The organism is Klenkia marina, from assembly GCF_900101025.1.
GTDB classification, from domain to species: domain Bacteria; phylum Actinomycetota; class Actinomycetes; order Mycobacteriales; family Geodermatophilaceae; genus Klenkia; species Klenkia marina.
This window is the reverse complement of sequence record NZ_FMUH01000003.1, coordinates 410,660-436,512: the sequence shown is the minus strand read 5'-3', so window position 1 is coordinate 436,512 and position 25,853 is coordinate 410,660. Positions and strand designations below refer to the sequence as shown.

At 73.0% G+C, this 25,853-nt stretch carries 25 protein-coding genes and 6 tRNA genes; 17 read left to right on the top strand and 14 right to left on the bottom strand.

All coding sequences use genetic code 11. The annotated features are described in order from the left end of the window. Window positions 1–79: 79 nt before the first annotated feature. Window positions 80–451, bottom strand: a complete 372-nt coding sequence (locus BLP29_RS11750; protein WP_243469890.1) for an HNH endonuclease — start codon at window positions 449–451, stop codon at window positions 80–82. Between the two features lie 91 nt (window positions 452–542). Between BLP29_RS11750 and BLP29_RS11745 the strand changes: the two genes are divergently transcribed. After that, the gene (locus tag BLP29_RS11745) at window positions 543–1,079 is read left to right on the top strand and encodes a dihydrofolate reductase family protein (RefSeq protein WP_092804388.1); all 537 of its coding nucleotides are present in this window, start codon (window positions 543–545) and stop codon (window positions 1,077–1,079) included. 41 nt (window positions 1,080–1,120) lie between these two features. Here BLP29_RS11745 and BLP29_RS11740 read toward each other — a convergent pair. The 4 genes from BLP29_RS11740 to BLP29_RS11725 all read right to left on the bottom strand — a co-directional run bounded on the left by BLP29_RS11740 (window position 1,121) and on the right by BLP29_RS11725 (window position 3,301). Next, window positions 1,121–1,195, bottom strand: a tRNA-Val gene (locus BLP29_RS11740). A gap of 32 nt (window positions 1,196–1,227) precedes the next feature. Then, window positions 1,228–1,749, bottom strand: a complete 522-nt coding sequence (locus tag BLP29_RS11735; protein ID WP_243469889.1) for a TIGR02611 family protein — start codon at window positions 1,747–1,749, stop codon at window positions 1,228–1,230. After that, complete coding sequence (locus tag BLP29_RS11730) at window positions 1,746–2,669, bottom strand: anti-sigma factor domain-containing protein (protein WP_092804385.1); 924 nt, start codon at window positions 2,667–2,669, stop codon at window positions 1,746–1,748. The genes BLP29_RS11735 and BLP29_RS11730 overlap by 4 nt, the downstream gene beginning before the upstream one ends. Beyond that, complete coding sequence (locus BLP29_RS11725; protein ID WP_243469888.1) at window positions 2,666–3,301, bottom strand: sigma-70 family RNA polymerase sigma factor; 636 nt, start codon at window positions 3,299–3,301, stop codon at window positions 2,666–2,668. The genes BLP29_RS11730 and BLP29_RS11725 overlap by 4 nt, the downstream gene beginning before the upstream one ends. Before the next feature lie 113 nt (window positions 3,302–3,414). On the opposite strand from BLP29_RS11725, the gene BLP29_RS11720 reads away from it, so the two are divergent. The 5 genes from BLP29_RS11720 (at window position 3,415) to BLP29_RS11700 (ending at window position 4,334) form a co-directional block, all read left to right on the top strand. After that, on the top strand, window positions 3,415–3,849 hold the full coding sequence (locus BLP29_RS11720) for an SsgA family sporulation/cell division regulator (RefSeq protein ID WP_092804379.1): 435 nt from the start codon (window positions 3,415–3,417) through the stop codon (window positions 3,847–3,849). 80 nt (window positions 3,850–3,929) lie between these two features. Continuing rightward, window positions 3,930–4,001: transfer RNA gene (locus BLP29_RS11715), tRNA-Gly, on the top strand. A gap of 39 nt (window positions 4,002–4,040) precedes the next feature. Next, window positions 4,041–4,111, top strand: a tRNA-Cys gene (locus BLP29_RS11710). Between the two features lie 42 nt (window positions 4,112–4,153). After that, window positions 4,154–4,225 (top strand) — tRNA-Gly (locus BLP29_RS11705). 34 nt (window positions 4,226–4,259) lie between these two features. Further along, a tRNA-Val gene (locus tag BLP29_RS11700) sits at window positions 4,260–4,334 on the top strand. 168 nt (window positions 4,335–4,502) lie between these two features. Here BLP29_RS11700 and coaE read toward each other — a convergent pair. Further along, on the bottom strand, window positions 4,503–5,096 hold the full coding sequence (coaE, locus tag BLP29_RS11690) for a dephospho-CoA kinase (protein WP_092804376.1): 594 nt from the start codon (window positions 5,094–5,096) through the stop codon (window positions 4,503–4,505). A 186-nt stretch (window positions 5,097–5,282) separates the two neighbouring features. Here coaE and BLP29_RS11685 point away from each other — a divergent pair, with 186 nt between their 5' ends. Next, a complete protein-coding gene (locus BLP29_RS11685) occupies window positions 5,283–5,555 on the top strand; it encodes a hypothetical protein (RefSeq protein WP_092804373.1) in 273 nt (90 codons plus the stop codon). 16 nt (window positions 5,556–5,571) lie between these two features. On the opposite strand, the gene BLP29_RS11680 is transcribed toward BLP29_RS11685, so the two are convergent. Next, window positions 5,572–6,291, bottom strand: coding sequence for a hypothetical protein (locus BLP29_RS11680; RefSeq protein WP_133379137.1), 720 nt, complete (start codon window positions 6,289–6,291; stop codon window positions 5,572–5,574). A 12-nt stretch (window positions 6,292–6,303) separates the two neighbouring features. Next, on the bottom strand, window positions 6,304–7,797 hold the full coding sequence (gene rpsA / locus BLP29_RS11675) for a 30S ribosomal protein S1 (RefSeq protein ID WP_092804366.1): 1,494 nt from the start codon (window positions 7,795–7,797) through the stop codon (window positions 6,304–6,306). A 198-nt stretch (window positions 7,798–7,995) separates the two neighbouring features. On the opposite strand from rpsA, the gene BLP29_RS11670 reads away from it, so the two are divergent. Further along, window positions 7,996–8,832 carry a class I SAM-dependent methyltransferase gene (locus BLP29_RS11670; protein ID WP_092804363.1) on the top strand — a complete coding sequence of 279 codons (837 nt, stop codon included), beginning with the start codon at window positions 7,996–7,998 and terminating at the stop codon, window positions 8,830–8,832. 6 nt (window positions 8,833–8,838) lie between these two features. Here BLP29_RS11670 and BLP29_RS11665 read toward each other — a convergent pair whose 3' ends face one another. Both BLP29_RS11665 and polA read right to left on the bottom strand, forming a co-directional pair. Beyond that, complete coding sequence (locus BLP29_RS11665) at window positions 8,839–10,509, bottom strand: CocE/NonD family hydrolase (protein ID WP_092804360.1); 1,671 nt, start codon at window positions 10,507–10,509, stop codon at window positions 8,839–8,841. 463 nt (window positions 10,510–10,972) lie between these two features. Then, window positions 10,973–13,714 carry a DNA polymerase I gene (polA, locus tag BLP29_RS11660; RefSeq protein ID WP_092804356.1) on the bottom strand — a complete coding sequence of 914 codons (2,742 nt, stop codon included), beginning with the start codon at window positions 13,712–13,714 and terminating at the stop codon, window positions 10,973–10,975. A gap of 58 nt (window positions 13,715–13,772) precedes the next feature. On the opposite strand from polA, the gene BLP29_RS11655 reads away from it, so the two are divergent. The 7 genes from BLP29_RS11655 to BLP29_RS11625 all read left to right on the top strand — a co-directional run bounded on the left by BLP29_RS11655 (window position 13,773) and on the right by BLP29_RS11625 (window position 19,425). Next, window positions 13,773–14,174, top strand: coding sequence for a PaaI family thioesterase (locus BLP29_RS11655; RefSeq protein WP_092804353.1), 402 nt, complete (start codon window positions 13,773–13,775; stop codon window positions 14,172–14,174). A 225-nt stretch (window positions 14,175–14,399) separates the two neighbouring features. Then, entirely contained in the window at window positions 14,400–15,725 is a 1,326-nt protein-coding gene (locus BLP29_RS11650; protein ID WP_243469887.1) for a branched-chain amino acid ABC transporter permease, read from the top strand. 4 nt (window positions 15,726–15,729) lie between these two features. Next, complete coding sequence (locus BLP29_RS11645; RefSeq protein WP_092804350.1) at window positions 15,730–16,728, top strand: branched-chain amino acid ABC transporter permease; 999 nt, start codon at window positions 15,730–15,732, stop codon at window positions 16,726–16,728. Next, entirely contained in the window at window positions 16,718–17,707 is a 990-nt protein-coding gene (locus BLP29_RS11640; RefSeq protein WP_092804347.1) for an ABC transporter ATP-binding protein, read from the top strand. The genes BLP29_RS11645 and BLP29_RS11640 overlap by 11 nt, the downstream gene beginning before the upstream one ends. Beyond that, complete coding sequence (locus BLP29_RS11635; RefSeq protein ID WP_207798441.1) at window positions 17,704–18,555, top strand: ABC transporter ATP-binding protein; 852 nt, start codon at window positions 17,704–17,706, stop codon at window positions 18,553–18,555. The genes BLP29_RS11640 and BLP29_RS11635 overlap by 4 nt, the downstream gene beginning before the upstream one ends. 127 nt (window positions 18,556–18,682) lie before the next feature. Then, window positions 18,683–19,000: a hypothetical protein gene (locus BLP29_RS11630; RefSeq protein ID WP_092804344.1), complete on the top strand. Its 318-nt coding sequence runs from the start codon at window positions 18,683–18,685 to the stop codon at window positions 18,998–19,000. Then, window positions 18,997–19,425 carry a DUF1772 domain-containing protein gene (locus BLP29_RS11625; RefSeq protein ID WP_092804341.1) on the top strand — a complete coding sequence of 143 codons (429 nt, stop codon included), beginning with the start codon at window positions 18,997–18,999 and terminating at the stop codon, window positions 19,423–19,425. Before BLP29_RS11630 ends, BLP29_RS11625 begins: the two co-directional genes overlap by 4 nt. A 76-nt stretch (window positions 19,426–19,501) precedes the next feature. On the opposite strand, the gene BLP29_RS11620 is transcribed toward BLP29_RS11625, so the two are convergent. Together BLP29_RS11620 and BLP29_RS11615 are read right to left on the bottom strand one after the other, a co-directional pair. Then, the gene (locus BLP29_RS11620; protein ID WP_092804338.1) at window positions 19,502–20,839 is read right to left on the bottom strand and encodes an ABC transporter substrate-binding protein; all 1,338 of its coding nucleotides are present in this window, start codon (window positions 20,837–20,839) and stop codon (window positions 19,502–19,504) included. Between the two features lie 225 nt (window positions 20,840–21,064). Further along, a complete protein-coding gene (locus tag BLP29_RS11615) occupies window positions 21,065–21,667 on the bottom strand; it encodes an ANTAR domain-containing response regulator (protein WP_092804335.1) in 603 nt (200 codons plus the stop codon). 51 nt (window positions 21,668–21,718) lie between these two features. On the opposite strand from BLP29_RS11615, the gene BLP29_RS11610 reads away from it, so the two are divergent. Continuing rightward, window positions 21,719–21,791: transfer RNA gene (locus tag BLP29_RS11610), tRNA-Leu, on the top strand. A 13-nt stretch (window positions 21,792–21,804) separates the two neighbouring features. Beyond that, window positions 21,805–23,502 (top strand): pyridoxal phosphate-dependent decarboxylase family protein, encoded by a 1,698-nt coding sequence (locus BLP29_RS11605; RefSeq protein WP_092804332.1) that lies wholly within the window; start codon window positions 21,805–21,807, stop codon window positions 23,500–23,502. Here BLP29_RS11605 and BLP29_RS11600 read toward each other — a convergent pair. Together BLP29_RS11600 and pyk are read right to left on the bottom strand one after the other, a co-directional pair. Continuing rightward, window positions 23,488–24,360: an acyl-CoA thioesterase gene (locus tag BLP29_RS11600; RefSeq protein ID WP_092804329.1), complete on the bottom strand. Its 873-nt coding sequence runs from the start codon at window positions 24,358–24,360 to the stop codon at window positions 23,488–23,490. The genes BLP29_RS11605 and BLP29_RS11600 overlap by 15 nt on opposite strands. 72 nt (window positions 24,361–24,432) lie before the next feature. Next, window positions 24,433–25,848 carry a pyruvate kinase gene (gene pyk / locus BLP29_RS11595; protein ID WP_092804887.1) on the bottom strand — a complete coding sequence of 472 codons (1,416 nt, stop codon included), beginning with the start codon at window positions 25,846–25,848 and terminating at the stop codon, window positions 24,433–24,435. Window positions 25,849–25,853 lie beyond the last annotated feature (5 nt).

Below are 25,853 nucleotides of genomic sequence, written 5' to 3'. Positions count from 1 at the left end.
CGGGGACGGACACCGTGAGGGTACGGGCCGCGGCTGCACGACCTGGTCGAGTTCGGCACCGTGCGGCCGCGCGGCGCGGTCACCCGGCCCGCAGTCGTCGCAGCTGGGCGTCCAGGTGCGGCCGGGCCCGCCGCTGACCGCCGCGTTCGGCCACCGCCGCGGCCAGCGACTCCAGGGCCCGGGCCACCCGGGGCGCGTCCGGGGACCAGCCCCGCGCCCGGCACTCGGCCAACCACTCGACGGCACCGCGGTGGCCGCGTTCACCGTTGCAGCGACCGCACGCGGCGACCTCGTTCTCCGCCCACGACGGCCCGCCCCGCACCCGCGGCACCACGTGCTCGGTGGTCGGTCGCACGTGGCGGTCGAAGGCGCGCCCGCACCAGACGCACGTGGGCCCGTCGCGCTCGAGCGCAGCCGCCAACCGGGCGGCGCGGTCGGGCTGGGAGGTCACCGCCCCATCGTCCGCCCGCGGCACCGATGATTCCTGGCGAGCGGGGTGGTGCTCCCCCGCGACGACCACGCAGATCGAGGAGCGACACCCCATGGGCAGCATCAAGGTGCACGAGTTCACCACCGTCGACGGCGTCGTGGACGCCCCGATGTGGACGATGGACTACGGCTTCCCCGACGACCTCGCCGCCGCCATCGGCACGCTGACCGCCGGCGCCGACGGCATCCTGCTCGGCCGCACCACCTACGAGATGTTCGGCCCGGCGTGGTCCACGCGCACGGTCGAGGACGACCCGGGCGCCCCGTTCTTCAACGACACCCCCAAGCACGTCGTGTCGGCCACCCTCACCGACCCGCAGTGGGGCCCGGCCAGCGTGCTCCCCTACGACGTCGACGCGCTGCGGGCCCTGAAGGCCGAGCACGACCTCTACGTCAGCGGCAGCGCGACGCTGGTGCGGGCGATGCTAGCCGACGGCCTGGTCGACGAGCTGCACCAGTTCGTCTACCCGGTCGCCGTCGGCAGCGGGATCCGGCTGTTCCCCGAGGGCGCGCCGCGCACCCCGCTGACGCTGCTGGGGGTCAGCCAGCTCAGCAACGGCGTCGTGCACCTGGTCCACGGCCCCGCCTGAGGACGACGACGGCCCCCGTCCGCGGAGACGGGGGCCGTTCGTGGTGGGCGATACTGGGATCGAACCAGTGACCTCTTCGGTGTGAACGAAGCGCTCTACCGCTGAGCCAATCGCCCGGCTGCGGTGCCTGGAACAGTGTGCCAGACGCTCATCGCCACATCGGCACCCACCCCGGCACCCAGGACGGGACGCCGAGGACGTGCATCACGACGACGATGACGCCGTAGACGAACGCGGCCGTGAGCAGGGCGACGAGCACCCGGACCCAGACCGGCTGACGACCCAGCCAGTCGGTCCAGCGCTTCACGTTGCGCTTGGTGAACTCGAGCAGGCGCTCGGCCCAGGTGAACTCGGTGGCCAGCACGAACAAGGCCGCGATGACCGTGAGCCAGCCCGGGCCCGGCAGCGGGATGGTGATCAGCCCGAAGACCAGCAGCAGGGTGCCGACCACGCCGACCCCGGCCCGGTAGGCCGTGTCGAAGGTCTTGTTGGCCGCCAGGCGCCTGCGCCACGGACGGCGGCCGATGCGCTCGCGCAGGCTGTCGACCTCGTCGCTGTCGTAGCGGGTACGACGTTCCTGGCCGGTCTCCCGGGGGCGGCGGCCGCCGCCGGTCTCCCGGGGGCGGCCGCCGCCCGGGACGGTCGACGTGCCGGACCCGCTGCTGCTCAACTGGTCACCTGTCCGTTCGCGACGATGTCCGTCGGGGTCGACGGCGCGTTGCGACCGGGCTCGATGCTGATGCCGTAGGCGGAGAACTCGTCCAGCCCGGTCGCGTCGGAGCCTACGGTCCGCAGGTCGGTGCCGTCGGCCACCACGTCGAACGTCCCGAGCGCGACGGGGCCGTCGGCGGTGACCCCCCACAGCACGTAGGTGCTGTCGGCCACGTCGTTGGGCGTCATGCCGTCGACCAGCACCTGCGCCTGGCCGTCGCGGGCGACCACGGTGGCCACCGTGCGGCCGTCGTGCTCCATGGGTGCGACGGTGATGCGCCCCGGGGACAGCAGCGCCGACATCATCGACGACTGGCTGGCCGCGGTGGCCTGGGCGGCGTCCCGGTCGCGCACCAGCGTGACGTTCCAGACGCCGAGGCCCAGCACCGCCGCGACCCCGGCGGCCAGGACCGCACGCGGAGCGACCCGGCGCCACCCCGAGGTGCCCGCGCGGCGCCGAGCCGCCCGCCGCCCGGTCGTGCCGGCCGGGCGGAAGGCGACGACGTCGCCGACCTCGGCGGCGGTGACCCGGCGGCCGGTGACCTCGTCGTTGCCCAGCTCGTGCCCGGTGACCTCGCGGGCGGCGACCTCGGGCGCCCGGGTGGGCTCGACCACCTGCTCGGTCTCCTCGACCGCGGCCCGCAACCGCTCGCGCAGCCCCTCGGACGGCTCGGCCGCCGGGAGGTCGTCGGCCATCGACGCCATCACCTCGTGGGTGTCGGCGACGATGCGGGCGCACCGCTCGCAGCCGGCGAGGTGGCCGGCGAACCCGGCCTCGTCCTCGGGCTCCAGGACGTGCAGCGCCCACCCGACGGCGAGCTCGTCGTACTCCTCGTGGTCCCGCTCGTGGTCCCTCGACGGGCGCTGGCGCGGGCTCATCGCCGTCCCCCCTCGATGGCCGGGGTGCCCAGGGCCTGGGCAGCGACGCCGCCCAGGCTCTCCTTGAGCCGCCGCATGCCCGCGAGCATGCGCGTCTTGACGGTGCCCAGGGGGGTGCCGGTGAGCGCGGCGACCTCGCGCTGGGTGTACCCGCCGTAGTAGGCGAGCGTGAGGGCCTCGCGCTGGGCGGCCGGCAGGGCCTGCAGGGCCGCGCGCACCCGCTGGGACACCACCCGGTCGGCGGCCTCGTCCTCGACGTCGCCCTGCGCCGTGGGCTCGGACAGCCGCAGGTCGTCCTCGGCGCGGGTCTGGCGCCGGCGGTGGCTCTCCTCCCGCCGGACGGCGTCGACCGCCTTGTGGTGGACCATCGCCAGCAGCCAGGACGCGACGTTGCCCCGGGCGCCGTCGAAGGCTGCCGGGTCCTTCCAGACCGCCAGGAAAACGTCCTGGAGCACGTCCTCGGCCAACGTGTCGTCGCTGAGCACCCGCCGGGCCAGCGCGAACGCCGGACGCCGGAAGCGCTCGTAGAGGTCGTCGACCGCACCCCGGTCGCCGGCCCGCACGCGGCGCATCAGCTCGGTGTCGGCGGCCGCGTCGTCGGCGCGCCGCGGAGGGCGGGTCACGAGTCCCATGGTCACACGCGATGTTCGGCGCGGGACCGCCGATCGGTTCACGGCCGGGTGCGCGTCCCCCGGGCGGGTGGCCTGCGGGCGTCACCTCCGTCCCGGCCGGTCGTTGAGCGGGCATGGCGAGTCCTGCTGCGCCGGGTTGCTCGACCCGGGCCGTGCTCCAGCTGGTCGGTCCCACGGCGTGGACCCGGGTGACGGCGACGTTGACCTACGACCCCCGCGACCCCTTCGCGGTCCGCGTCCGCTTCGGCGGCCGGTCCTCCGACGGCACCGACGACGACGGCGTGGAGTGGTTGGTGGCCCGCGACCTGCTGCACGCGGGGTTGACCCGCCCCAGCGGTGAGGGGGACGTGCGGCTGTGGCCGGCCCGCACCGCGGCCGACGTCCTCTTCCTCGAGCTCCGGGCGCCCTCGGGCCACGCCCTCTTCGAGCTCTCGCGCGCCGTGCTGGCCGGTTTCCTCGCCACCACCGAGCAGCTCGTGCCCCTGGGCGGGGAGTCCGACGCCGCCGACATGGACCCCGAGCTGCTCGCCCTGCTGCAGGACGAATGACCCACCGAGCTGGGCCGATGCGCGCCGGGCACCCCCCGTGCGAGGGCTGGATCCGGGTCGTCTAGAGTTGGCGACGCACTGCGGACGTGGCTCAGTGGTAGAGCATCACCTTGCCAAGGTGAGGGTCGCGGGTTCGAATCCCGTCGTCCGCTCGGAAGTGGGTACTGGCCCTCGGGTCAGCACCCACGTGCGGTGGAGTGGCCGAGAGGCGAGGCAACGGCCTGCAAAGCCGTCTACACGGGTTCAAATCCCGTCTCCACCTCGACGGCCTCCCGGTTCGATCGAGGCGGGGCCGGTCAACACTGCGGACGTGGCTCAGTGGTAGAGCATCACCTTGCCAAGGTGAGGGTCGCGGGTTCGAATCCCGTCGTCCGCTCGGGAACGATCATCGGTCTCGCCGACCGGTGCACGGGCGATTGGCGCAGCGGTAGCGCGCTTCCCTGACACGGAAGAGGTCACTGGTTCGATCCCAGTATCGCCCACCAGCACCACCGCCTGGACGACGTCGAGTCGTCAGGTGTGTCTTTTTGGCGCAGCGGTAGCGCGCTTCCCTGACACGGAAGAGGTCACTGGTTCGATCCCAGTATCGCCCACCAGCGCAGCAGGCCCCGCAGCTCCGGCTCCGGGGCCTGCGCCGTTCACGGGGGGCGTGCTCAGCGAGCCGGCTCCACCCTCTCGGCCCACAGCGCGTCCACCTGGGCGGCCAGCTCGGCCCGGCTCCCGCCGTTGGTGAGCACCACGTCGGCGACCGCCGCCCGCTGCTCGTCGGTGGCCTGCGACGCGATGCGCGCACGGGCGTCGTCCTCGGCCGTGCCGCGCCCGGCCAGGCGTTCGAGACGGACGTCGAGCGGGGCCTGCACCACCACCACCAGGTCGTACGAGTCCGCCTGGCCGGTCTCGACCAGCAGCGGCACGTCCTGGACCACCACGGCGTCCGGCGGGACGGCGGCGACGAGCTCGGCGGCCCGGGCGCGCACCAGTGGGTGGACGATCGCGTCCAACCTGGCCCGCTGCTGCGGGTCACCGAAGACCACGGCAGCCAGGGCCGGCCGGTCGAGCGCACCGTCGGGGCCGAGCACGCCGGGGCCGAACGCCTCGGCCACCGCCGCCAGGCCCGGGGTCCCGGGTTCGAGCACCTCGCGGGCGATGCGGTCGGCGTCGACCAGGTGCGCCCCGTGCGCGACCAGCAACTCGGCCACGGTGCTCTTGCCCGATCCGATGCCCCCGGTCAGCCCGATCCTCAGCATGCCTCGACCATCGCACATCCCTCGATCCGCGGCGATCATGACCATCGAGCGGTAACGATTCGGTGACGACGCGTCAGGAGCACCGTGCGCCCGGCGCGTCGCACCAGCCCCACGAGTCACACGACCTAGGTTCTGCCTCGACGCCTGCCCCACCGGGGGGCGCCACCGAGAGAGGTAGGCACGACCATGTCCCGTTCCACGTCGCCGGAGACCCTGCCGGCCACCGCCGGCCACCGTGCCCCCGGCCGGCACCGGCTCGACGTCGCCGGTGGGGTCCGCTGCTCGGACCTGCCCGCCGTCGCGGCCCGCCTGGAGCGGACCAGCACCCCTCGCACGGGCCTGGTGGCCCTGCTGCGCGCGCTGTGGCCGACGGTCCCCGCCGGTCGGCACACCTGGGACTTCCTGAGCAACGCCGGCGGTCGCCCGCGCACGGCGTTCGCCATCATCCTCAGCCTCTGAGCCCCCCGCCGGCCGATCAGCCGGTGGAGGTGGGCCCCGACGTCCCCGCAGGCCGCTCGGCTTGCGGGGACGTCGTCGCTGCAGGCGCGGTGCCCAGCACGGCTGCGGCCAACCGCTCCAGCGCGGTGCGGGTGCCCGCGGCGTCCAGCAGACCGGGCACGAGCGTGACCGAGACCGTGCGCGCCTCGACGGTGGCCACCAGCGTGGTGTCGGCCGGGCCGGCGAAGAGCACGCTCTGCGCCCCGGGGACGGCCGCCGTCCCCGCGGGCACGCCGTGGCCCTCCTGCACCGCGGTCAGCGCCTCGAGCCGTTCGTCGGCGGCTGCGGCGTCGGTGTAGGTGAACACCGACACCTCGAGCAGCGGATCACTGGCCCCGGCAGTGGCCGTCGCGGGGGTGACCCCGAACCCACAGGTCACCCGTCCGGTGCGGCCGATGCCCGGCTCCGGGGTGCCGACGACGTAGGTGCTGGTGCCCGGCAGGCGCGCCCCGAGGGCGTCGTCGAGCTGCCGGGAGGTGAGCAGCCCGGCACAGGTCTCCGGGAGCTCGTAGGTGGGGACGGCGGTGGTGGTGGCCGGCGCGGTCGTCGGTGCGCTGCTCGTCGTCCCGGTCGTCGTGGGGGCTGCGGCCGGGGCCGACCCGGCGAAGCCGGCGCACCCGGTCAGGCTCACCAGGCCCACCAGCCCCAGGGACGACAGTGCGCCGCCCACCCGGGTGGGTGGACGGCGCACGGTCATGCGATCAGCAGGTCACTCGCCGCCGGCGAGCTTGGCCCGCAGCGCGGCCAGCGCCTCGTCGGAGGCGAGGGTGCCGCCGCCGCTCGAGGAACCGGTGCTGGCGGCCGGACCGGAGTCCGAGGTCGCCGCGTCGCTGGAGTAGCTGCCACCGGCCGCAGCCTCGGCGTCGGCCTCGCGGGCCGCGACGATCTGCTTCTGGTGCGCCTCGAAGCGGGCCTGGGCGTCGGCGTACTGCTTCTCCCACGCCTCGCGGGCGGCCTCGAAGCCCTCGAGCCACTCGCCGGTCTCGGAGTCGAAGCCCTCGGGGTACACGTAGTTCCCCTGCTCGTCGTACGAGGCGGCCATGCCGTAGGCGGCCGGGTCGAACTGGTCGTCCTCGGCGATGACGCCCTCGTTGGCCTGCTTGAGCGACAGCGAGATGCGGCGACGGTCGAGGTCGATGTCGATGACCTTGACCAGCAGCTCGTCGCCGACCTGCGCGACCTGCTCGGGGATCTCGACGTGGCGCTCGGCCAGCTCCGAGATGTGCACCAGGCCCTCGATGCCCTCGTCCACGCGCACGAACGCACCGAAGGGCACCAGCTTGGTGACCTTGCCGGGCACGACCTGCCCGATCTGGTGCGTGCGGGCGAACTGACGCCACGGGTCCTCCTGGGTCGCCTTCAGCGACAGGGAGACGCGCTCACGGTCCAGGTCGACGTCGAGGACCTCGACGGTGACCTCCTGGCCGACCTCGACGACCTCGGACGGGTGGTCGATGTGCTTCCAGGACAGCTCGGAGACGTGCACCAGGCCGTCGACGCCGCCCAGGTCCACGAAGGCACCGAAGTTGACGATCGAGGAGACCTGACCGGTGCGGACCTGGCCCTTGGCGAGCTTGTTGAGGAACTCGCTGCGCACCTCGGACTGGGTCTGCTCCAGCCACTGGCGACGGGACAGGACCACGTTGTTGCGGTTCTTGTCCAGCTCGATGATCTTGGCCTCGAGCTCGCGGCCCACATAGGGCTGCAGGTCGCGGACGCGACGCATCTCGACCAGCGAGGCGGGGAGGAACCCGCGCAGGCCGATGTCGAGGATGAGGCCGCCCTTGACGACCTCGATGACGGTGCCGGTGACGACCTCGTCGGCTTCCTTCTTCGCCTCGATGGTGCCCCAGGCGCGCTCGTACTGCGCACGCTTCTTGGACAGGATCAGACGGCCTTCCTTGTCCTCCTTCTGGAGGACGAGGGCTTCCACCTCGTCGCCGACGGTGACGACCTCGTTGGGGTCGACGTCGTGCTTGATGGACAGCTCGCGCGAGGGGATGACGCCCTCGGTCTTGTAGCCGATGTCCAGCAGCACCTCGTCGCGGTCGACCTTGACGATGACTCCTTCGACGATGTCGCCGTCGTTGAAGTACTTGATCGTCTGGTCGATGGCCGCGAGGAAGTCCTCTTCGGTGCCGATGTCGTTGATGGCGACCTGCGGCGTGGAGGTGCTGTCGGGACGGACCTGGGTGGAGGTCATGTGGTCGGTAGCTCCGGACGGGGGGTGTGGAGGGACAGGGACGCACCCCGACCGGGGAGGGCCGGGGAAGGTTGTGCGAGAGAGGTGGTCCGGGGACCCGTGCCGGGTCGCACCGCAGACCTCGGGCGCGAGGCCCATCGTACGTACCCCCACCGGGTGGGTCCACCACCGGCCCGGAGGCCGTGCCACGATGCCGGGATGCCCGCTCCCCTGCCCCTGGCCTCGGACGGCTACCCGCTCGCCGGCGGCGTCGAGCGCCGGGCGGTGGCCGAGCAGGAGTCGGTGCGGGCCAACCGGGGCTGGTGGGACGCCGCGGCCCCGGCCTACCTCGCCGAGCACGGAGCCGACCTCGGCGACGCCGACTTCCTGTGGGGTCCCGAGGGGTTGCGCGAGTCCGAGGCCGGGCTGCTCGGCGACGTCGCCGGACGCCGGGTGCTGGAGGTCGGCTGCGGGTCGGCCCCCTGCGCGCGGTGGCTGGTCTCGGCCGGGGCGCAGGTCGTGGCGCTGGACCTCTCCGCCGGCATGCTCGCCCGCGCGGCCGAGCTGAACGGCACGACCGGGCTGGCCCCGACGCTGCTGCAGGCCGACGTCGGGGCCCTGCCGCTGGCCAGCGGCAGCGTGGACCTGGCGTGCTCGGCGTTCGGCGGTCTGCCCTTCGTCGCCGACGCCCGGGGCGCCTTGCGCGAGGTGGCCCGGGTGCTGCGCCCCGGCGGTCGGTTCGTGGCGTCGGTGAACCACCCCCTGCGCTGGCCGTTCCCCGACTCCCCCGACCCCGCCGACCTGACGGTGGTGGGCTCCTACTTCGACCGCACTCCCTACGTGGAGACCGACGGAGCCGGCACGGTCGTGTACGTCGAGCACCACCGCACGGTCGGCGACTGGGTGCGCGACGTCGTGGGTGCTGGGTTCGTGCTCACCGACCTGGTCGAGCCCGAGTGGACCCCCGGGCGCACCGAGACCTGGGGGCAGTGGTCCGCGGCCCGCGGGGCGCTGGTCCCCGGGACGCTCGTGCTCGTGTGCGACCTGCCCGGCTGACCCGGCTCACCCCACCGGCAGCACCAGCCGGGACGCCCCGTCGGCCACGGTGACGGTGCGGCTGCTCACCACCGTGCGCACGGCGGTCTCGGGCGGCTCCCCCGTGCCGGTGTTGCGCGCCCAGTGCGGGTGCGACGAGCCCGCGACCACCAGCCGCAGCCGCGAGCCGGCCGGGAAGAGGTGGGCCACCGGGTCCAGCTCCAGCCGCACGACGCCGCCGTCCGGGGTGGTGCCCTCCTCGCCCGGCGCGAGCCGCACGTAGCCGTCGCTCACGTTGCGGGACCGGCCCCGTGCGTCGACCTGGGACAGCCGGACGGCGACGTCCACGTGCGGCACGTCGGTGCCGTGGGTCAGCTCGACGACCGGGGAGCCGAGCACCTCGAGGTCGGCGGGCAGCGGATCGGACAGCCAGCCGGCGACGTCGTCGCGGGCGGCCAGCGCGGTGTCGTCGCGGTAGCCGCCGCTGCGGTTGTCCAGCAGTCGGCCGCCGATGCTCGGGGTGGGCACGGCCGGGTCGGCGCGGAAGGTCACCGCCGGGGTCCCGGGCCCGGCCGGGGTGTCGGCCAGCCGGCCGTCGTCGGCGAGGAACAGGGTGCGGTCGGCGGTGGCCGGCGGCCAGTCGGGCAGGTCGCGCCACTGCCCGGCGCCGGTGACGTGCACGTGCACCGGTGCGCGACGGCGCCGGGGGCCGGTGCCGTCTGCGCTGCCGGGTGCGCTGCCGGCTGCGGTGCCGGCGAGGTGCTCGCCGAGCCAGTCCAGGGACTCCCTGGTGATCTGCCCACCGCCCTTGGACAGCGTCTCCACGTGGGTCCAGGGACCCACCGTGAGCGCGACGTCGGCACCAGCATCCCTCAACCTCCGGTACTGGTCGAGGGTCTGCTCGAGGAACAGGTCCTGCCAGCCACCGATCAGCAGCACGGGCACCTGGGCCCGGGTGAGGGCGCGGTCGAGCTGGACCGGCGCCCACCAGGGGTCGGTGCGGTCGGGGTGGGCGACCCAGTCGCGGTACCAGCGCCCACGGCCGGCCAGCAACCGCTCGCCGGCGTCACCCAGCGGGAGGGCGTCGAGGGCCGGTCCGAGGCGTCGGGCCGCGGTGAGCTGGCGGAGCATGCCGCGCAGGCGGCCGGGGTCCTCCTGGTGGGCCACCATGTCGCTCCAGCCCAGGAAGTCGTTGACGGTGAAGGCCCCGGTGCCCCAGGTGGCGCGGGAGAAGTCGTGCGGCCCGACCAGGACGACGGAGGCGACCAGCTCCGGGGGCGGGTCGGCCAGCATCGCCCACTGGGTGAAGCCGAGGTAGGAGAGCCCGACGGTCCCGAAGGTGCCGGTGAACCAGGGCTGGTCCCGGAGCCAGGCGACGGTGTCGGCGCCGTCGTCGACCTCGCGGAACATGGGCTGGAACTCGTCGCCGGACCCGTAGGTGCCGCGGACGCTCTGCAGCACGACCTGGTAGCCGCGGGCGGCGAAGGCCGTGGCGAAGAAGAACGAGAAGGGGAACGCCCGCCCGTAGGGCCCGCGCACCAGCAGCGTCCCCAGCACCCGACCGGTCGGGACGTAGCGGTCGGCGACGAGCTCGACGCCGTCGCGCACGGGAACCCTCAACCCTCGCTCGACGGTGTACCGGGTGGTGGCCGGCGGCAGCCCCAGCACCCGCGACGCGATGCGGTCCACGATCCTCATCCCCGCATCCTGCCCCTGAGCCCGCGCCGGCGCGCACCCCTCCGGCGCGGAGGCGATGACCCCGCCCGGTCGGCGGCGAGGACCCCGCCCGCTGGGTCGGCGCACCCGGATTCCGGGGTTCTCGCCCTCTCGCCGGTGGGCGAGGGGGCGACAACCCCAGGATCGGTGTGCACGAGCCCTCGAGGCCGTCCCCGCACGCCGGGATCAGGGTTCGCGGCCCCTCGGCGCAGCCCAGGACCCCTCGAACCCCGAACTCACGGTGCAGCGTGAGCACCGAGGCCGGCCGGAAGCCCGGAGCCGCGACGAGCGGGGCCCGGAGGGTCCCCGAGGAGGGGCTCGCCCCCGCCCGCCGAGGGGAGGGGCCGAGGAACGAGTGCCCCTCGCCGAGGCGGGAGCAGCGACGCTCGTCGCCGCCGGGGCACGGCTGCTGGCCGCGGTGGGAGTCCGGAGGACGACAGTGCGCTCAGTGCGCGGCGGCGTCCCAGCTCTGGCCGACGCCGACGGAGACGTCGAGGCTGACCGAGAGGTCGGCGGCGCCGGCCATCTCGGTGCGCACGAGATCCTCGAGCTGCTCGCGCTCGCCGGGGGCGACCTCGAGCACCAGTTCGTCGTGGACCTGCAGCAGCATGCGGCTCCTCAGCCGCCGCTCGGCGATGCCCTGCTCGACCCGCAGCATGGCGACCTTGATGACGTCGGCGGCCGACCCCTGGATGGGGGCGTTGAGGGCCATGCGCTCGGCCATGTCGCGGCGCTGCTTGTTGTCGCTGGTGAGGTCGGGCAGGTAACGGCGGCGGCCCATGGTGGTCTGGGTGTAGCCGGTCTGCCGGGCGTCCTCGACAACGGTGTCGAGGTAGTCGCGGATGCCGCCGAAGCGCTCGAAGTAGGCCTGCATCTGCACACGGGCCTCCTCGGGGGTGATCTTGAGCTGCTGGGAGAGGCCGTAGGCGCTCAACCCGTAGGCCAGGCCGTAGCTCATCGCCTTGATGCGCCGGCGCATCTCGGGGTCGACCTGCTCGATGGGGATGTCGAAGGCGCGGGCGGCGACGAAGGTGTGCAGGTCCTCCCCCGACGTGAACGCCTCGATGAGCCCGGCGTCCTCGGAGAGGTGGGCCATGATGCGCATCTCGATCTGGCTGTAGTCGGCGGTCATGAGCGACTCGTAGCCCGCTCCGACGACGAAGGCCTGCCGGATGCGCCGGCCCTCGGCCGACCGGATCGGGATGTTCTGCAGGTTGGGGTCGGTGGAGGACAGCCGGCCGGTGGCCGCGATGGTCTGCTGGAACGTGGTGTGGATGCGCCCGGCGTCGTCGACCATCGGGATGAGGCCGTCGATGACCGTGCGCAGCCGGGTGACGTCGCGGTGGCGCAGCAGCGCCTCGAGGAAGGGGTGCGGGCTGGTCTCCTGCAGCCAGGCCAGGGCGTCGGCGTCGGTGGTGTACCCGGTCTTGTTCTTCTTGGTCTTGGGCAGCCCGAGCTGGTCGAACAGCACGGCCTGCAGCTGCTTGGGCGAGCCGAGGTTGATCTCGGTGCCGATGGCCTCGTAGGCGTCGGCTGCGGCCTCGGCGACCTTGCCGGCGAACTCGGACTGCAGGTCGTGCAGCAGCTCGAGGTCGGCGGCGATGCCGCGGGCCTCCATGCGGGCCAGCACCTTGGTCAGCGGCAGCTCGAGGCCGGTGAGCAGCTGGTCGCCGCCCTTCTGGCCCAGCAGCTGCTCGAGGGCGTCGGAGAGGTCGTTGACCGCGACGGCCTTGCGGGCGTCGGCGACGGCGGCCTCCTGGGCCAGGTCGGCCTCGGTGGGGCCCAAGCCGTCGAGGGTCAGCTGGGTCTCGGTCGGGGTGGCCTCGGTCAGCTCGCGGCGCAGGTAGCGGACCGCGAGGTCGCCGAGGTCGAACGAGCGCTGCCCGGGCAGCGCGAGGTAGGCCGCCAGGGCGGTGTCGCTGACCTCGCCCTCCAGCTCCCAGCCGCGCGCCCAGACCGCCAGCAGCGGGCCCTTCTCCTCGTGCACGACCTTCTTCGCGGCCGGGTCGGCCAGCCAGGCGGCCAGCGCCTGCTCGTCGGCGGTGTCGAGGTCGGGACCGAGGTCGACGAAGACGGTGTGGTCGTCGGCGGCGGCCAGCGCGATGCCGGTCAGCTCACCGGTGCCACGGCCCCAGCGGCCGCGGAACACGATGCCGGTGTGCCCCTTGCGGCCGTGCGCGGTCAGCCAGTCGCCCAGCCCGCCGGCGGGGACCTCGTCGACGGTGACGTCGATGCCGCCGTCGACCTCGGGCTCGGCGCTGGTCAGGGTGGCGAACAACCGGTCGCGCAGCACGCGGAACTGCAGGTTGTCGAACAGCGTGTGCACCTCGGTGCGGTCCCAGGCCTGCACTGCCAGGTCGGTGGGGTGCAGCTCGAGGGCGACGGTGCGGTCGAGCTCGGTGAGCCGGCGGTTCTGCAGCACCGAGGACAGGTGCTCGCGCAGCTTCTCCCCGACCTTGCCCTTGACGGTGTCGACCTGGTCCACCAGGGCGTCGAGCGAGCCGTACTCGCGCACCCACTTGGCGGCGGTCTTCTCCCCCACGCTCGGGATGCCGGGCAGGTTGTCCGAGGGGTCGCCGCGCAGCGCCGCGAAGTCGGGGTACTGCACCGGGCTCAGCCCGTACTTCTCCTCGACCGCCTCGGGGGTGAACCGGGTGAGGTCGGAGACGCCCTTGCGCGGGTAGAGCACCGTGACGTGGTCGTTCACCAGCTGCAGGGCGTCGCGGTCACCGGTGCAGATCAGCACGTCCATGCCGGCCTCGACGGCCTGCACGGTGAGCGTCGCGATGACGTCGTCGGCCTCGTAGCCCTCGGCGGTGAGCACCGGGACCCGCAGGGCAGCCAGGACCTCCTGGATGAGGCTGACCTGGCCGCGGAAGTCGGTGGGGCTCTCGGCGCGGTTGGCCTTGTAGTCGGCGTAGATCTCGCTGCGGAAGGTCTTGCGGCCGACGTCGAAGGCCACGGCCAGGTGCGAGGGCGCCTCGTCGCGCAGCACGTTGATGAGCATCGAGGTGAAGCCGTAGACGGCGTTGGTGGGCTGCCCGGTGGTCGTGGAGAAGTTCTCCACCGGCAGCGCGAAGAACGCCCGGTAGGCCAGCGAGTGGCCGTCGAGCAGCAGCAGGCGGGGGCGCTGACCCGCCGGCACGGTGGTGGATGGGGGGGCCGTCTCGGACACCGGTGCAGACATCGGGGCCATCGTATGGCGGGGGTACGACAGGACCGGGCGCGATGGCTAGCGTGCGCCCGTGAGCACGCCGCGCCCCGACTGGGCCCCCGCCGACCTGAGCCCGCTGGACCGCAAGCTGGGCATCGAGATCACCGACTTCGACCCCGGCCGGCTGGTGGCCACGATCCCGGTGGCCGGCAACGAGCAGCCCTTCGGCCTGCTGCACGGCGGCGCCACGTGCGCGCTCGCCGAGACGGTGGGCTCGTGGGCCGGCGCGCTGCACGCCGGGCCCGGCCGGCAGGTGGTCGGCGTCGAGCTCAACGTGAGCTACCTGCGCGGTGCGACCGACGGCACGGTGACCGCCGTCTGCACGCCGGTGAAGCGCGGCCGCACCCTGGCCACGTTCCGCATCGAGATGAGCGACGACCAGGGGCGCCCCACGGCCAGCGCACGGCTCACCACGTTCCTCAAGGACGCCTGACCAGGCGCGCAGGCCCCGGGAGGGCCCGGTTCATCCCGGCTGCGCCCGGGGTCGTGGGTCGCATTTGTGTCACGGACCACGTTCCCGACCCAGAACCGCAACACAGGTGGGTTAGTGTCCCGGTCCGATCGATACCCGTTGTCCACCGGGTCACCCCCGGTCGGACACCCGCACACCACCCACGGCCCAGGAGGTCGAGTGACGCACGCACCGCACCGTGCCCTCGTGCACGGTGAACGCACGGGCCCGCCGGGCGCCCCGTCCGGACGGGCCGCCCGCGGTCGCCGCCCGCTGGTGCTCGCCCTGCTGGTCGCCGCGTTCGCCATGGCACTGGCCACCCTGCTGCCGGCCGGCATCGCCAACGCCGAGGGCGAGGCGGTGCGCGGCACCCTGCAGACCAGCAAGTCCGGCCCCATCGAGGGCGTCGAGGTCACCGTGACCGACTCCTCCGGCGACGAGGTCGGCTCGGTGGAGACCGACGACGAGGGCCGGTTCCGCGTCGAGCTCCCCGACGGGCCGGGTGAGTACACCGTCAGCATCGACGCCGACGCCCTGCCCGACGGCGTCGAGCTCGGGGACGCCGGCGCCGAGCGCACGGTCACCGTGCAGCCCAACGCCCAGCAGAACGTCCTCTTCGGCCTCGAGGACGGCTCCACCAACAGCGGGGGCGGCGGCATCCGCGCCGTCCAGCTGCTGGTCGACGGCCTGCGGTTCGGCCTCATCATCGCCGTCTGCGCGGTGGGCCTCTCGCTGATCTTCGGCACCACCGGGTTGACCAACTTCGCGCACGGCGAGCTGGTCACCATCGGCGCCATCGTCGCCTGGTACATCAACGTGCAGGGCGGGGTGCCGCTCATCGCGGCCACGCTCATCGCGATGGTCGTGGGTGCCGGTGTGGGTGCACTGCACGAACTGGCGCTGTGGCGGCCGCTGCGCAAGCGGGGCACCGGCCTCGTCGCCGCGCTCGTGGTCTCGATCGGTCTGTCGCTGCTGCTGCGCTACGCCATCCAGATCGTCTACGGCGGGTTCTCCAACCCCTACGGCGAGTACCAGTCGCAGCAGGCCGTCAACTACGGCGTCTTCACGATGACCAACCGCGCGTTGGCCTCGATCGTCATCGCCGTCGTCGTCCTCGTCCTGGTCGCGCTCATGCTGCAGCGCACCAAGATCGGCAAGGCCATGCGGGCCGTCGCCGACAACCGCGACCTCGCCGCCTCGTCGGGCATCGACGTCAACCGGGTCATCCTGGTCGTCTGGATGATGGGCGGCGCGCTCGCCGCGCTCGGCGGCGTCCTCCTGGGTCTGTCGGACCAGGTGCAGTGGGACATGGGTTTCCGCCTGCTGCTGCTCATGTTCGCCGGCGTCACCCTGGGCGGTCTCGGCACCGCCTACGGCGCCCTGGTCGGCAGCGTCATCATCGGTGTGTTCGTCCAGATGTCCACCCTGGTCATCCCGGACGACACCAAGTACGTCGGAGGTCTGCTCCTCTTGATCGTCATCCTCGTCATCCGGCCCCAGGGCATCCTGGGCAGCCGGGCCCGGATCGGCTGAGGCCATGAGCGACGTCCTCGACGCCCTCGCCATCGGGGTGAAGTCGGGCCTGGGGTTCCAGGCCATCTTCTTCGCCCTGCTGGCCATCGGCATCAACGTGCACTTCGGCTACACCGGTCTGCTGAACTTCGGCCAGATCGCGTTCGCCATGCTCGGCGGCTTCGGCATCGCCATCTCGGTCAGCCAGTGGGGCCTGCCGTTCTGGGTGGGGGTGATCGTCGGCATCGTCGCCGCGGTCGTCCTGGCGCTGCTGCTCGGCCTGCCCACCCTGCGCCTGCGCGCGGACTACCTGGCCATCGTCACGATCGCCACCGCCGAGGGGCTCCGGCTGCTGTTCCGCTCGGTGTCGGCCACGCCGGTCACCAACGGCACCCGCGGGCTCTCGGCGTTCAACGGCTCCTTCATCGCCCTCGCCCCCTGGGACACCCAGCGTCGCTACGACCTGCTGGGCACCTCGTGGAGCGGCGGTGAGCTCTGGGTGGCGCTGGTCGGCTGGACCCTGGTCGCGCTGTCCTGCCTGCTGGTGTGGCTGCTCATGCGCAGCCCGTGGGGCCGCGTGCTCAAGGCCATCCGCGAGGACGAGGACGCCGTCCGCGCGCTGGGCAAGAACGTCTACAGCTACAAGATGCAGGCGCTCGTGCTGGGTGCGGTCTTCGGCGCCCTGGGCGGCATGGTCTACGCCGTGGGCACCGGGTCGGCCATCCCCGACCAGTACCAGAACGCCAACACGTTCCTGGCCTACGCCGCCCTGATCCTCGGTGGCGCGGCACGCGTGCTCGGCCCGGTCGTCGGGTCGATCATCCTGCTGTTCATCCTGCAGTTCGCCGACACGCTGCTGCGCGCGTTCATCAGCAACGGGGTCATCCCCGAGGCGCTGCTGTCCTCCACCGACGTGGCCCAGATCCGATTCGTGCTGGTCGGCATCGGACTCATGCTGCTGCTGGTCTTCCGACCGCAGGGCATCTTCGGTGACCGCCGAGAGGTGATGCTCGATGCCCGCTGACCCGAACACCGGCTCCCACGCCGCGGCCCCGGCCCGGCTGGCGCAGAAGGCCCTGGCCGACCTCCCCTGGGAGGTCGGGGTCGCCAAGCCCGACCCGGCCATGGTCGTGGACAAGGTCACCCGCACCTTCGGCGGCCTCACCGCCGTGTCGGTGGACCACCTGGAGATCCAGCGGGGCGGCATCACCGGCCTCATCGGGCCCAACGGTGCCGGCAAGACGACGCTGTTCAACCTGCTCACCGGGTTCGACCAGCCCAACACCGGCACCTGGACCTTCGACGGCAGGTCGCTGGGCCGCATGTCCCCCCACCAGGTCGCCCGGCTCGGCGTGGTGCGCACCTTCCAGCTGACCAAGGCCCTGTCCCGGCTCACCGTGCTGCAGAACATGCTGCTCGGCGCGCAGGACCAGGCCGGTGAGTCCTTCCTCAAGGCGCTGGTGCCCGGCACCTGGCGCGCGCAGGAGAAGGCCAACACCGAGAAGGCCATGGACCTGCTCCGCCGGTTCAAGCTCGACGCCAAGAAGGACGACTTCGCCGGCATCCTGTCCGGCGGGCAGCGCAAGCTCCTCGAGATGGCCCGCGCGCTCATGAGCGACCCCAAGGTCGTCATGCTCGACGAGCCGATGGCCGGGGTGAACCCGGCGCTGACCCAGTCGCTGCTCGGCCACGTGAAGGACCTCCGCGAGGAGGGCATGACCGTGGTCTTCGTCGAGCACGACATGGACGTCGTCCGCGACATCAGCGACTGGGTGGTCGTCATGGCCGCCGGCAAGGTCATCGCCGAGGGCCCGCCGGAGTCGATCTCGCAGAACAAGGCCGTGGTCGACGCCTACCTCGGCGCCCACCACGACGCACCGCTGACCAACGAGGAGGAGGACCGCGTCCTGGCCGAGGCCGAGGCCGCGATCGCCCGCGAGGAGGGTGCCGCCCCGGGCGGCACCACGGCGGGGACCATCTCCAGCGAGGAGCACAAGCCATGAGCGAGCCACTGTTCGAGGTCGACGAGTCGGGCGAGGACCTCACCCGCGCCGACCAGGCGGTCTCCGCGGAGCTCTCCCCCGCCGAGAAGGCCGCCACCCGCGAGGAGCACCTCAAGCTCGCCGAGGGCGCCCTGGTGCGGGCCGACGACCTGGTCGCCGGTTACGTGCCCGGCGTCAACATCCTGCGGGGGTGCGACTTCTACCTGCAGGACGGCGAGCTGGTCGGCATCATCGGCCCCAACGGTGCCGGCAAGTCGACGCTGCTCAAGACCCTCTTCGGGCTGATCCCGGTGCGCTCGGGAGCCGTGACGCTGCGCGGGGAGAACATCACCTCGGCACCGGCCCACAAGCTGGTGCAGCTCGGTGTCGGGTACGTGCCGCAGAACAACAACGTGTTCCCGTCGTTGACGATCGCCGAGAACATGCAGATGGGCGTCTACCTGCGGCCCAAGACGTTCAAGGAGCGGTTCGACTACGTCGTCGACCTGTTCCCGCTGCTCGGCGAGCGGCGCAACGGCAAGGCCGGGGCGCTGTCGGGTGGTGAGCGGCAGATGGTGGCCATGGGCCGCGCGCTCATGATGGACCCGTCGGTGCTGCTGCTCGACGAGCCCTCGGCGGGCCTGTCGCCGGCCTACCAGGACGAGGTGTTCATCCGCTGCCGGCGGATCAACGCCACCGGCGTCTCGATCATCATGGTCGAGCAGAACGCCCGCCGGTGCCTGCAGATCTGCGACCGCGGCTACGTGCTCGACCAGGGCCGCAACGCCTACACCGACAAGGGCAAGGCGCTGATGAACGACCCCAAGGTCGTCGAGCTCTACCTGGGCACCCTCGCCAAGGCCCAGTAGCAGGAGGACCCCCTCCCAGCCCACGACGCGCTCCGCACGCCACGGGCCCCTGGGAGGGGGCCGTGGCAGCACGTCCTCTGCCGGTCGTCCCCACGCGGGGCGGCCGGCAGCGTGCTGTCATGGGTCGGTGAACCGGGAGCAGCTGCTGGCCCGCTACCGCGAGCTGGTGCTGCACCGCCTGCCGGACCGGGCCCGGGCCGAGGGCTGGGTGGTCACCGCCGACCACTGCTTCGGCCGCATCGTGCTCGACCACGCCGTGGGCGGCTGCTGGTACGACGTCCTCGACCGGCGCCGCTCCCCCGCGTTCGCCGAGCTGGACGACATCCGGCTGACCGCGGCCGTGCAGCTCGCCGAGCGCATCGACGCCGACGGCGACGTCCTGCTGCGCGCCCTGGACGCGCAGAGCCTCGCCTGGCGCGGCAAGCCCGCGAAGCGCACCCGGTGACGTCGACGCTCGCCGTCGTCCACCTGGTGGTGGTGGCGGCCTACGCGGGGTTCCAGTGGACGGTGCGGGCCCTGGTCTACCCGCAGTTCGCCGAGGTGACCGAGGGCTTCGCCGGGTACGAGCGGGCCCACCAGCGCCGGGTCACCCACGTCGTCGGCCCGCTGTTCGTCGGCCAGGGCCTCACGACGGTCTGGCTGCTGGTGCTCGCCGTCCGCGGCACGGCGCCGGCCCTGCCCGTGCTGGCCGGGGCCGCCTGCCTGGCGCTCGTGCTGGGCACGACGGCGCTGGGCGCGGTGCCGCAGCACCGCGTGCTCGACCGCGGGTGGGACGCCGGTGCGCACCGCCGCCTGCTGCGGGTGGACTCGGTGCGCACGGCCGCGGCGACGGCGCACCTGGTCGCGGCGGGCTGGCTGGTGCTGGCCTGAACGAGCCGACGGCCCGGCCCCCTCGCGGGGACCGGGCCGTCGGGCCGTGCTGAGCCGTGGTGCTGTGGAGCTGGGGTCAGCGCTGCGGGCCGATGCCCTGGGCGTTGAGACCCTGGATGATCCGCGACGACTCCTCGAAGCCGATGACCACGATGGCGTCGGGGTTGAAGTCGACCATCTGCTGCACCTCGGAGTCGAAGTTCGCAGCCTGCGGGTCGTAGGTGATCAGGTTGATGCTGTCCTCGGACAGACCGTCGCTGATCAGGTTGTTCTTGGTGTTCTCGGCCAGCCCGGTGCCGTACGGGTCGTTGATGGCCAGGATGCCGATGGTGTTGTTGCCGTCGGCACCGATCAGGTCGGCCAGCGCACGGGCCTGCAGCGTGTCCGCGGGCGCGGTGCGGAAGTACAGACCCTTGTCGTCGTAGGTCGTGAACTGGTCGGAGGTGTTGGCCGGCGAGAACTCCAGCACACCGGCGCCGGTGATGGCGTCGATGACGGTGAGGCTCACGCCCGAGGAGGCGGCACCGATGATCGCGTTGACGCCGGACTGCAGGAGGCGGTCGACGGTCTGGGTGGCGGTGTCGGTCGAGGCGTCGCCCGAGTCACCCTCGACGAGGGCGACCGGCTGGCCCAGGACGCCGCCGGCGGCGTTGATGTCGTTGATCGCCAGCTGCACGCCGGCGACCTCCGGCGGGCCGAGGAAGGCCAGGTTGCCGGTCAGCGGCAGCAGGGTGCCGATGGTCAGCGCCGGGCCGGTGGTGCCGGGGGCGGCGTAGGCCGGGCCCTCGTCGGAGGCCGCGTTGGCCTCGTCGCCGGCGATGACGTACTCGGTGAGGCTGTCGTCGAGCTGGTTGTCGTCGCCGAACTGCAGCAGGCCGAAGGACGCCTCGGCCGGCTCACCGGCGTCGGCGAAGCTCAGGGGGCCGGTGATGCCGTCGTAGTCGACGTTGCCACCGTTGTTGATGATGGCCAGGCAGGCGGCGAAGTCCTCGCACTGGTCACCACCGAAGGTGATGCCGTTGACGTACGGGCCGAAGGCCGTGGCCTGGTTGGTGCCGGCGGCCTGGGCGGCGAGAGCGGTGATGATCACGGCGTCGTAGGACTCGCCGGCGTAGTTGTAGTCCTGCAGCTCGGGGTCGATCTCGAGCAGCCGGTCCTTGAAGTCGCCGGCGAGCTCGGTGAGGGGCGTGGTGCCCTTCATGCCGGCCAGGGCGCCCTCCTCGGTGAAGTCGGCACCGAGGGCGTTGCCCATGTTGCCGTCGACGCCGTAGACGTTGACCTGCTTGCTGCCGCTGTCGCCGTCGGTGGACCCGGAGCCGGAGTTGTCGCTGTCGCTGCCGCCGCCGCAGGCGGTCGCAGCGAGCAGGACGGCACCGGTCAGGGCGACGACGCGGGCGGAGGTGCCAGTGCGCATCAAGTGACTCCCAGTGTGGTGGTTCATCGCTCGGCCGGGCGGATCCGGGCGCCGGAGCACCCCGACCTGTCCGGTCAGTGGCGAGAACCTAACCGCGAACTGAGACCGGATCGGCCCCTCGGACCGCACCGTGATGCGGTTGTGACCTGAGCAACCCCCACGACGCACAACCGACACACGATCCCCACCCGGGGGGACCCGGAGGCGCTCGGGTGCAGCCGGAGGTCAGGAGCCGGCGGTCTCCGCGGGCCCGGCGTCGCCGGTGAGCACCAGGGCGGCGAGGGCCTTCATGGAGGTGCGCTCGTTCATCGCGGTGCGCTGGATCCAGCGGAAGGCCTCGGCCTCGGTGATCCCGTGGTCGGCCATGAGCTTGCCCTTGGCCTGCTCGACGACCTTGCGCGCCTCCAGGCGCTCCTTGAGGTCGCCGACCTCGGCGTCCAGGGCGGTCATCTCGACGAACCGGGCGCGGGCGACCTCGATCGCGGGGACCAGGTCGGCCTTGGAGAACGGCTTGACCAGGTAGGCCATGGCGCCGGCGTCGCGGGCCCGCTCGACCAGCTCGCGCTGGGAGAACGCGGTGAGCACGATGACCGGCGCGATGCGGGCCGAGGCGATCTGCTCGGCAGCCGACAGACCGTCGAGCACCGGCATCTGGACGTCGAGGATCACGAGGTCGGGGCGCAGCTCGCGGGCCGTGTCGACCGCCGCCTGGCCGTCGCCCACCTCGCCCACGACGGCGTAGCCCTCCTCCTCGAGCATCTCCTTGAGGTCCAGACGGATCAGTGCCTCGTCCTCGGCGATGAGGACCCGGGTCGGCTCGTTGCTCACCCGCTCACCCTATCGAGACGCCGTCGTCGGTGCCCGTACTCTCCCCGGAGAGCCCCCGTACCCCAATGGCAGAGGGAGCGGATTCAAAACCCGCACAGTGTCCGTTCGAGTCGGACCGGGGGCACGTGACAGGCCACATGACACCCGACGAGTTCCGCCGCCACGGGCACGAGGTGGTCGACTGGGTGGCCGACCACATGGCACGGGTCGAGTCGCTCCCCGTGCGCTCGCAGGTGGCCCCGGGCGACGTCCGGGCGGCGCTGCCGGCGTCGGCCCCCGAGCAGGGCGGGTCGGTGGCCGACGTCCTGGCCGACCTGGAGCGGGTCGTGGTCCCCGGGCTGACGCACTGGCAGCACCCCGGCTTCTACGGGTACTTCCCGGCCAACACCTCCGGGCCCTCGGTGCTCGGCGACCTGGTCAGCTCGGCCCTCGGCGTGCAGGGCATGTCCTGGGTGACCAGCCCGGCCTGCACCGAGCTCGAGCAGCACCTGATGGACTGGTTCGTCGACCTGCTCGGCCTGCCCGAGGCCTTCACCCACGGCAGCACCGGCGGCGGTGTGGTGCAGGACTCGAGCTCCGGGGCCAACCTGGTGGCGCTGCTGGCCGCCCTGCACCGGGCCACCGGCGGGGCCACCGTGCGCAGCGGGGTCGAGCCCGGGGCCATGACCGTCTACGTCAGTGCGCAGACCCACTCGAGCATGGAGAAGGCCGCCCGCGTCGCCGGGCTGGGCACCGACGCCGTCCGGGTGGTCCCGGTGGACGGCGACCTCGCGATGCGTCCCGAGGAGCTGGCCCGCCGCATCGACGCCGACGTCGCCCGCGGCTTCACCCCGGTGCTGGTCTGCGCCACGGTGGGGACGACGTCCACGGGCGCGTTCGACCCACTGGCCGCGATCGGGCCGGTCTGCCGCGACCGCGGGGTCTGGCTGCACGTCGACGCCGCGTGGGCCGGGGTCTCGGCCGTCGCCCCCGAGCTGCGCCACCTGCAGCAGGGGGTCGAGTGGGCCGACAGCTACACGACCGACGCCCACAAGTGGTTGCTCACCGGGTTCGACGCCACCCTGTTCTGGACCGCCGATCGGGCCGCCCTCACCGGGGCCCTGGCGATCCTGCCCGAGTACCTGCGCAACGCGGCCACCGACAGCGGCGCGGTCGTCGACTACCGCGACTGGCAGATCGAGCTGGGTCGCCGGTTCCGGGCGCTGAAGCTGTGGTTCGTGCTGCGCTGGTACGGCGCCGAGGGCCTGCGCGAGCACGTGCGCGCCCACGTGGCCCTGGCGCAGGAGCTGGCCGCGTGGGCCCGGGCCGACGACCGGTTCGACGTCGTCGCCCCGCACCCGCTGTCGCTGGTGTGCCTCAAGCCGCGGTGGGCCCGCGGGGTGGACGCCGACGTCGCGACGATGACGCTGCTCGAGCGGCTCGCCGACGGCGGCGAGGTCTTCCTGACCCACACCACGGTCTCCGGCGAGGTCGTGCTGCGGGTGGCCATCGGGTCGCCGGCCACCGAGCGCCGGCACGTCGAGCGGCTGTGGGTGCTGCTGGCCGAGAACCACGACTGGCTGGCCCGGGACTTCGCCGAGGCCGCCGCCGCGGCCGAGCAGGCCGCCGCGTCCGCCCGCGCCGAGCGCGAGGCCGCCGCGGTCGCCGCGGCCGAGGCAGCCGCCGCCGACGCCGCGGCAGCCGCCACCGGGACCGCCGCCACCGACACCGCCGCCGACACCGCCGCCACCGAGACCCTCGCCGAGGAGCCCGCGCCGGTGGAGTTCCAGACCGTGGGCGACCACGAGGCCGCGCCCGGGGCACCGGCTCAGCCGGAGGACTCAGCCCTCGAGTGAGCGGATGAGGCCCTCCTGGGCCACGGTCGCCACGTGGGTGCCGTCCTCGGCCCAGATCTGCCCCAGGCACATGGCCCGGCCGCTCGAGGCGGCCGGGCTGTCGGTCTCGTAGAGGAACCACTGGTCGGCGCGCACCGGACGGTGGAACCAGACGGCGTGGTCGAGGCTCGCACCCACGTGCCCCCCACCCCAGCCCCCGCCCACCCGGGCCAGCCCGGCCGAGAGCAGGGTGAGGTCGGAGACGAAGGTCAGCGCGGCGGCGTGCACGCCCTCGTCGTCGGGCAGCCGGCCGGACACCCGGAACCAGCCGCGGCTCTGGGTGTGCGGGTGCACCTTGGGCTCGGGGTCGAACGGGTCCTCGAGGTAGCGCTGCTCGACGGCCACCGCCAGCGCCCGAGCACCCTCGGCCCGGCCCGGGTGGGCGGCGGCGATCTCGTCGACACCGGGCAGCCCCTCGGGGCCCGGCACCCGGGGCATGGGCAGCGAGTGCTCGACCACCGGCCGCTCCCCCGCCGTGAAGTCGGCGGTCAGCGCGAAGATGGCGACGTCCTCGCCCTTGCGGGTCTGCCGGGCCAGCACCCGCCGGGTGCTGAAGGTGCGGCCCTCGCGGATGCGGTCGACCTCGAAGCGGATCTCGGCGTGCGGGTCACCCGGGCGCAGGAAGTACGAGTGCAGCGAGTGCACCCCCCGCCCGGCCGGGACGGTGCGGATGGCCGCCATGAGCGACTGGGCGGCGACCTGGCCGCCGAAGATCCGCTGCAGCGGGGTCTCCGGCGTCCAGCCGACGAACAGGTCGGGCTCGCGCTCGGTCAGCGCGAGCACCTGCATCAGCGCAGCCGCGGGCTGCTCGTTCGTCATGCCGTCCTTCTTACCGGACCCCCTGCGGGGCCCCGCCACCAGCGTGCCGGCGGCGGGGCGGGGCGTCGTGGGTCAGGCGTGCGTGCCGATCTCGTGCACCCGGATGAGGTTGGTCGAGCCCTGGATGTTGGGCGGGGAGCCGGCCACGACGACCACCCGGTCACCCTCCCTGAGCCGCCCGATCGACATCAACGAGAAGTCGACCTGGCCGACCATGTCGTCGGTGTGCCCGACCTGCGGCACCAGGAAGGTCTCGACACCCCACGACAGCGCCATGCGGCTGCGCACGCGGGGGTCGGTGGTGAAGGCCAGGATGGGCAGGCGGGTGTGCAGCGCGGCCAGCCGGCGCACGGTGTCGCCGGTCATGGTGAACGCGGCGAGCGCGTCGACGTCGAGGGCCTCGCCCACCTCGCGGGCGGCCCGCACGATCGCGCCGGACCGGGAGCGGGAGGGCCGCGCGAGCTCGGGCACGCGCACCGCGTCGGTCTCGACGGCGTCGATGATCCGCTCCATCGTGCGCACCGCGGCGATCGGGAACTTGCCCACCGAGGTCTCCCCCGACAGCATCACGGCGTCGGCGCCGTCGAGCACGGCGTTGGCGACGTCGGAGGCCTCGGCCCGGGTGGGCCGCGACGAGGTGATCATCGACTCGAGCATCTGGGTGGCCACGATGACCGGCTTGTTGCGCTCGCGGGCGACCTGCACCGCGCGCTTCTGCACCAGCGGCACCTGCTCCAGCGGCAGCTCGACGCCCAGGTCACCGCGGGCGACCATGACGCCGTCGAACGCCTCGACGATGGCCTCGAGGTTCTCGACCGCCTCGGGCTTCTCCAGCTTGGCGATGACCGGCAGGTCGACGTCCATCTGGCGCATGACCTCGCGGACCAGCTCGACGTCCTCGGCGCGGCGAACGAAGGACAGCGCGATGAAGTCGACCCCGAGGGTGAGGGCGAACCGGAGGTCCTCCTCGTCCTTCTCGCTCATGGCCGGGACGCTGACGGCCACGCCGGGCAGCGACAGGCCCTTGTTGTTGGAGACCTTGCCGCCCTCGAGCACCAGGCACCACACGTCGGGGCCGTCGACCTCGACCACGGTGAGGGCCAGGTTGCCGTCGTCGACCAGCAGGCGGTCGCCCACGCGGGCGTCGTTGGCCAGGTTCTTGTAGGTGGTGCCGACCCGCTCGGCGGTGCCCTCGACGTCCTCGACGGTGATGCACACGCGGGAGCCGGTCTCCCACACGACCGGGCCGTCCTTGAACCGCCCGAGGCGGATCTTGGGGCCCTGCAGGTCGGCGAGGACGGCGACCGCACGGCCCACGGAGTCCGAGGCCTGGCGGACCAGGTGGTAGTTGCGCTCGTGGTCGGCGTGCTCGCCGTGGCTGAAGTTCAGCCGGGCGACGTCCATGCCGGACTCGACGAGGGCGGTGATCTGCTCGGCCGACCCCACGGCGGGCCCGAGGGTGCAGACGATCTTGGCGCGACGGCTCATGGTGC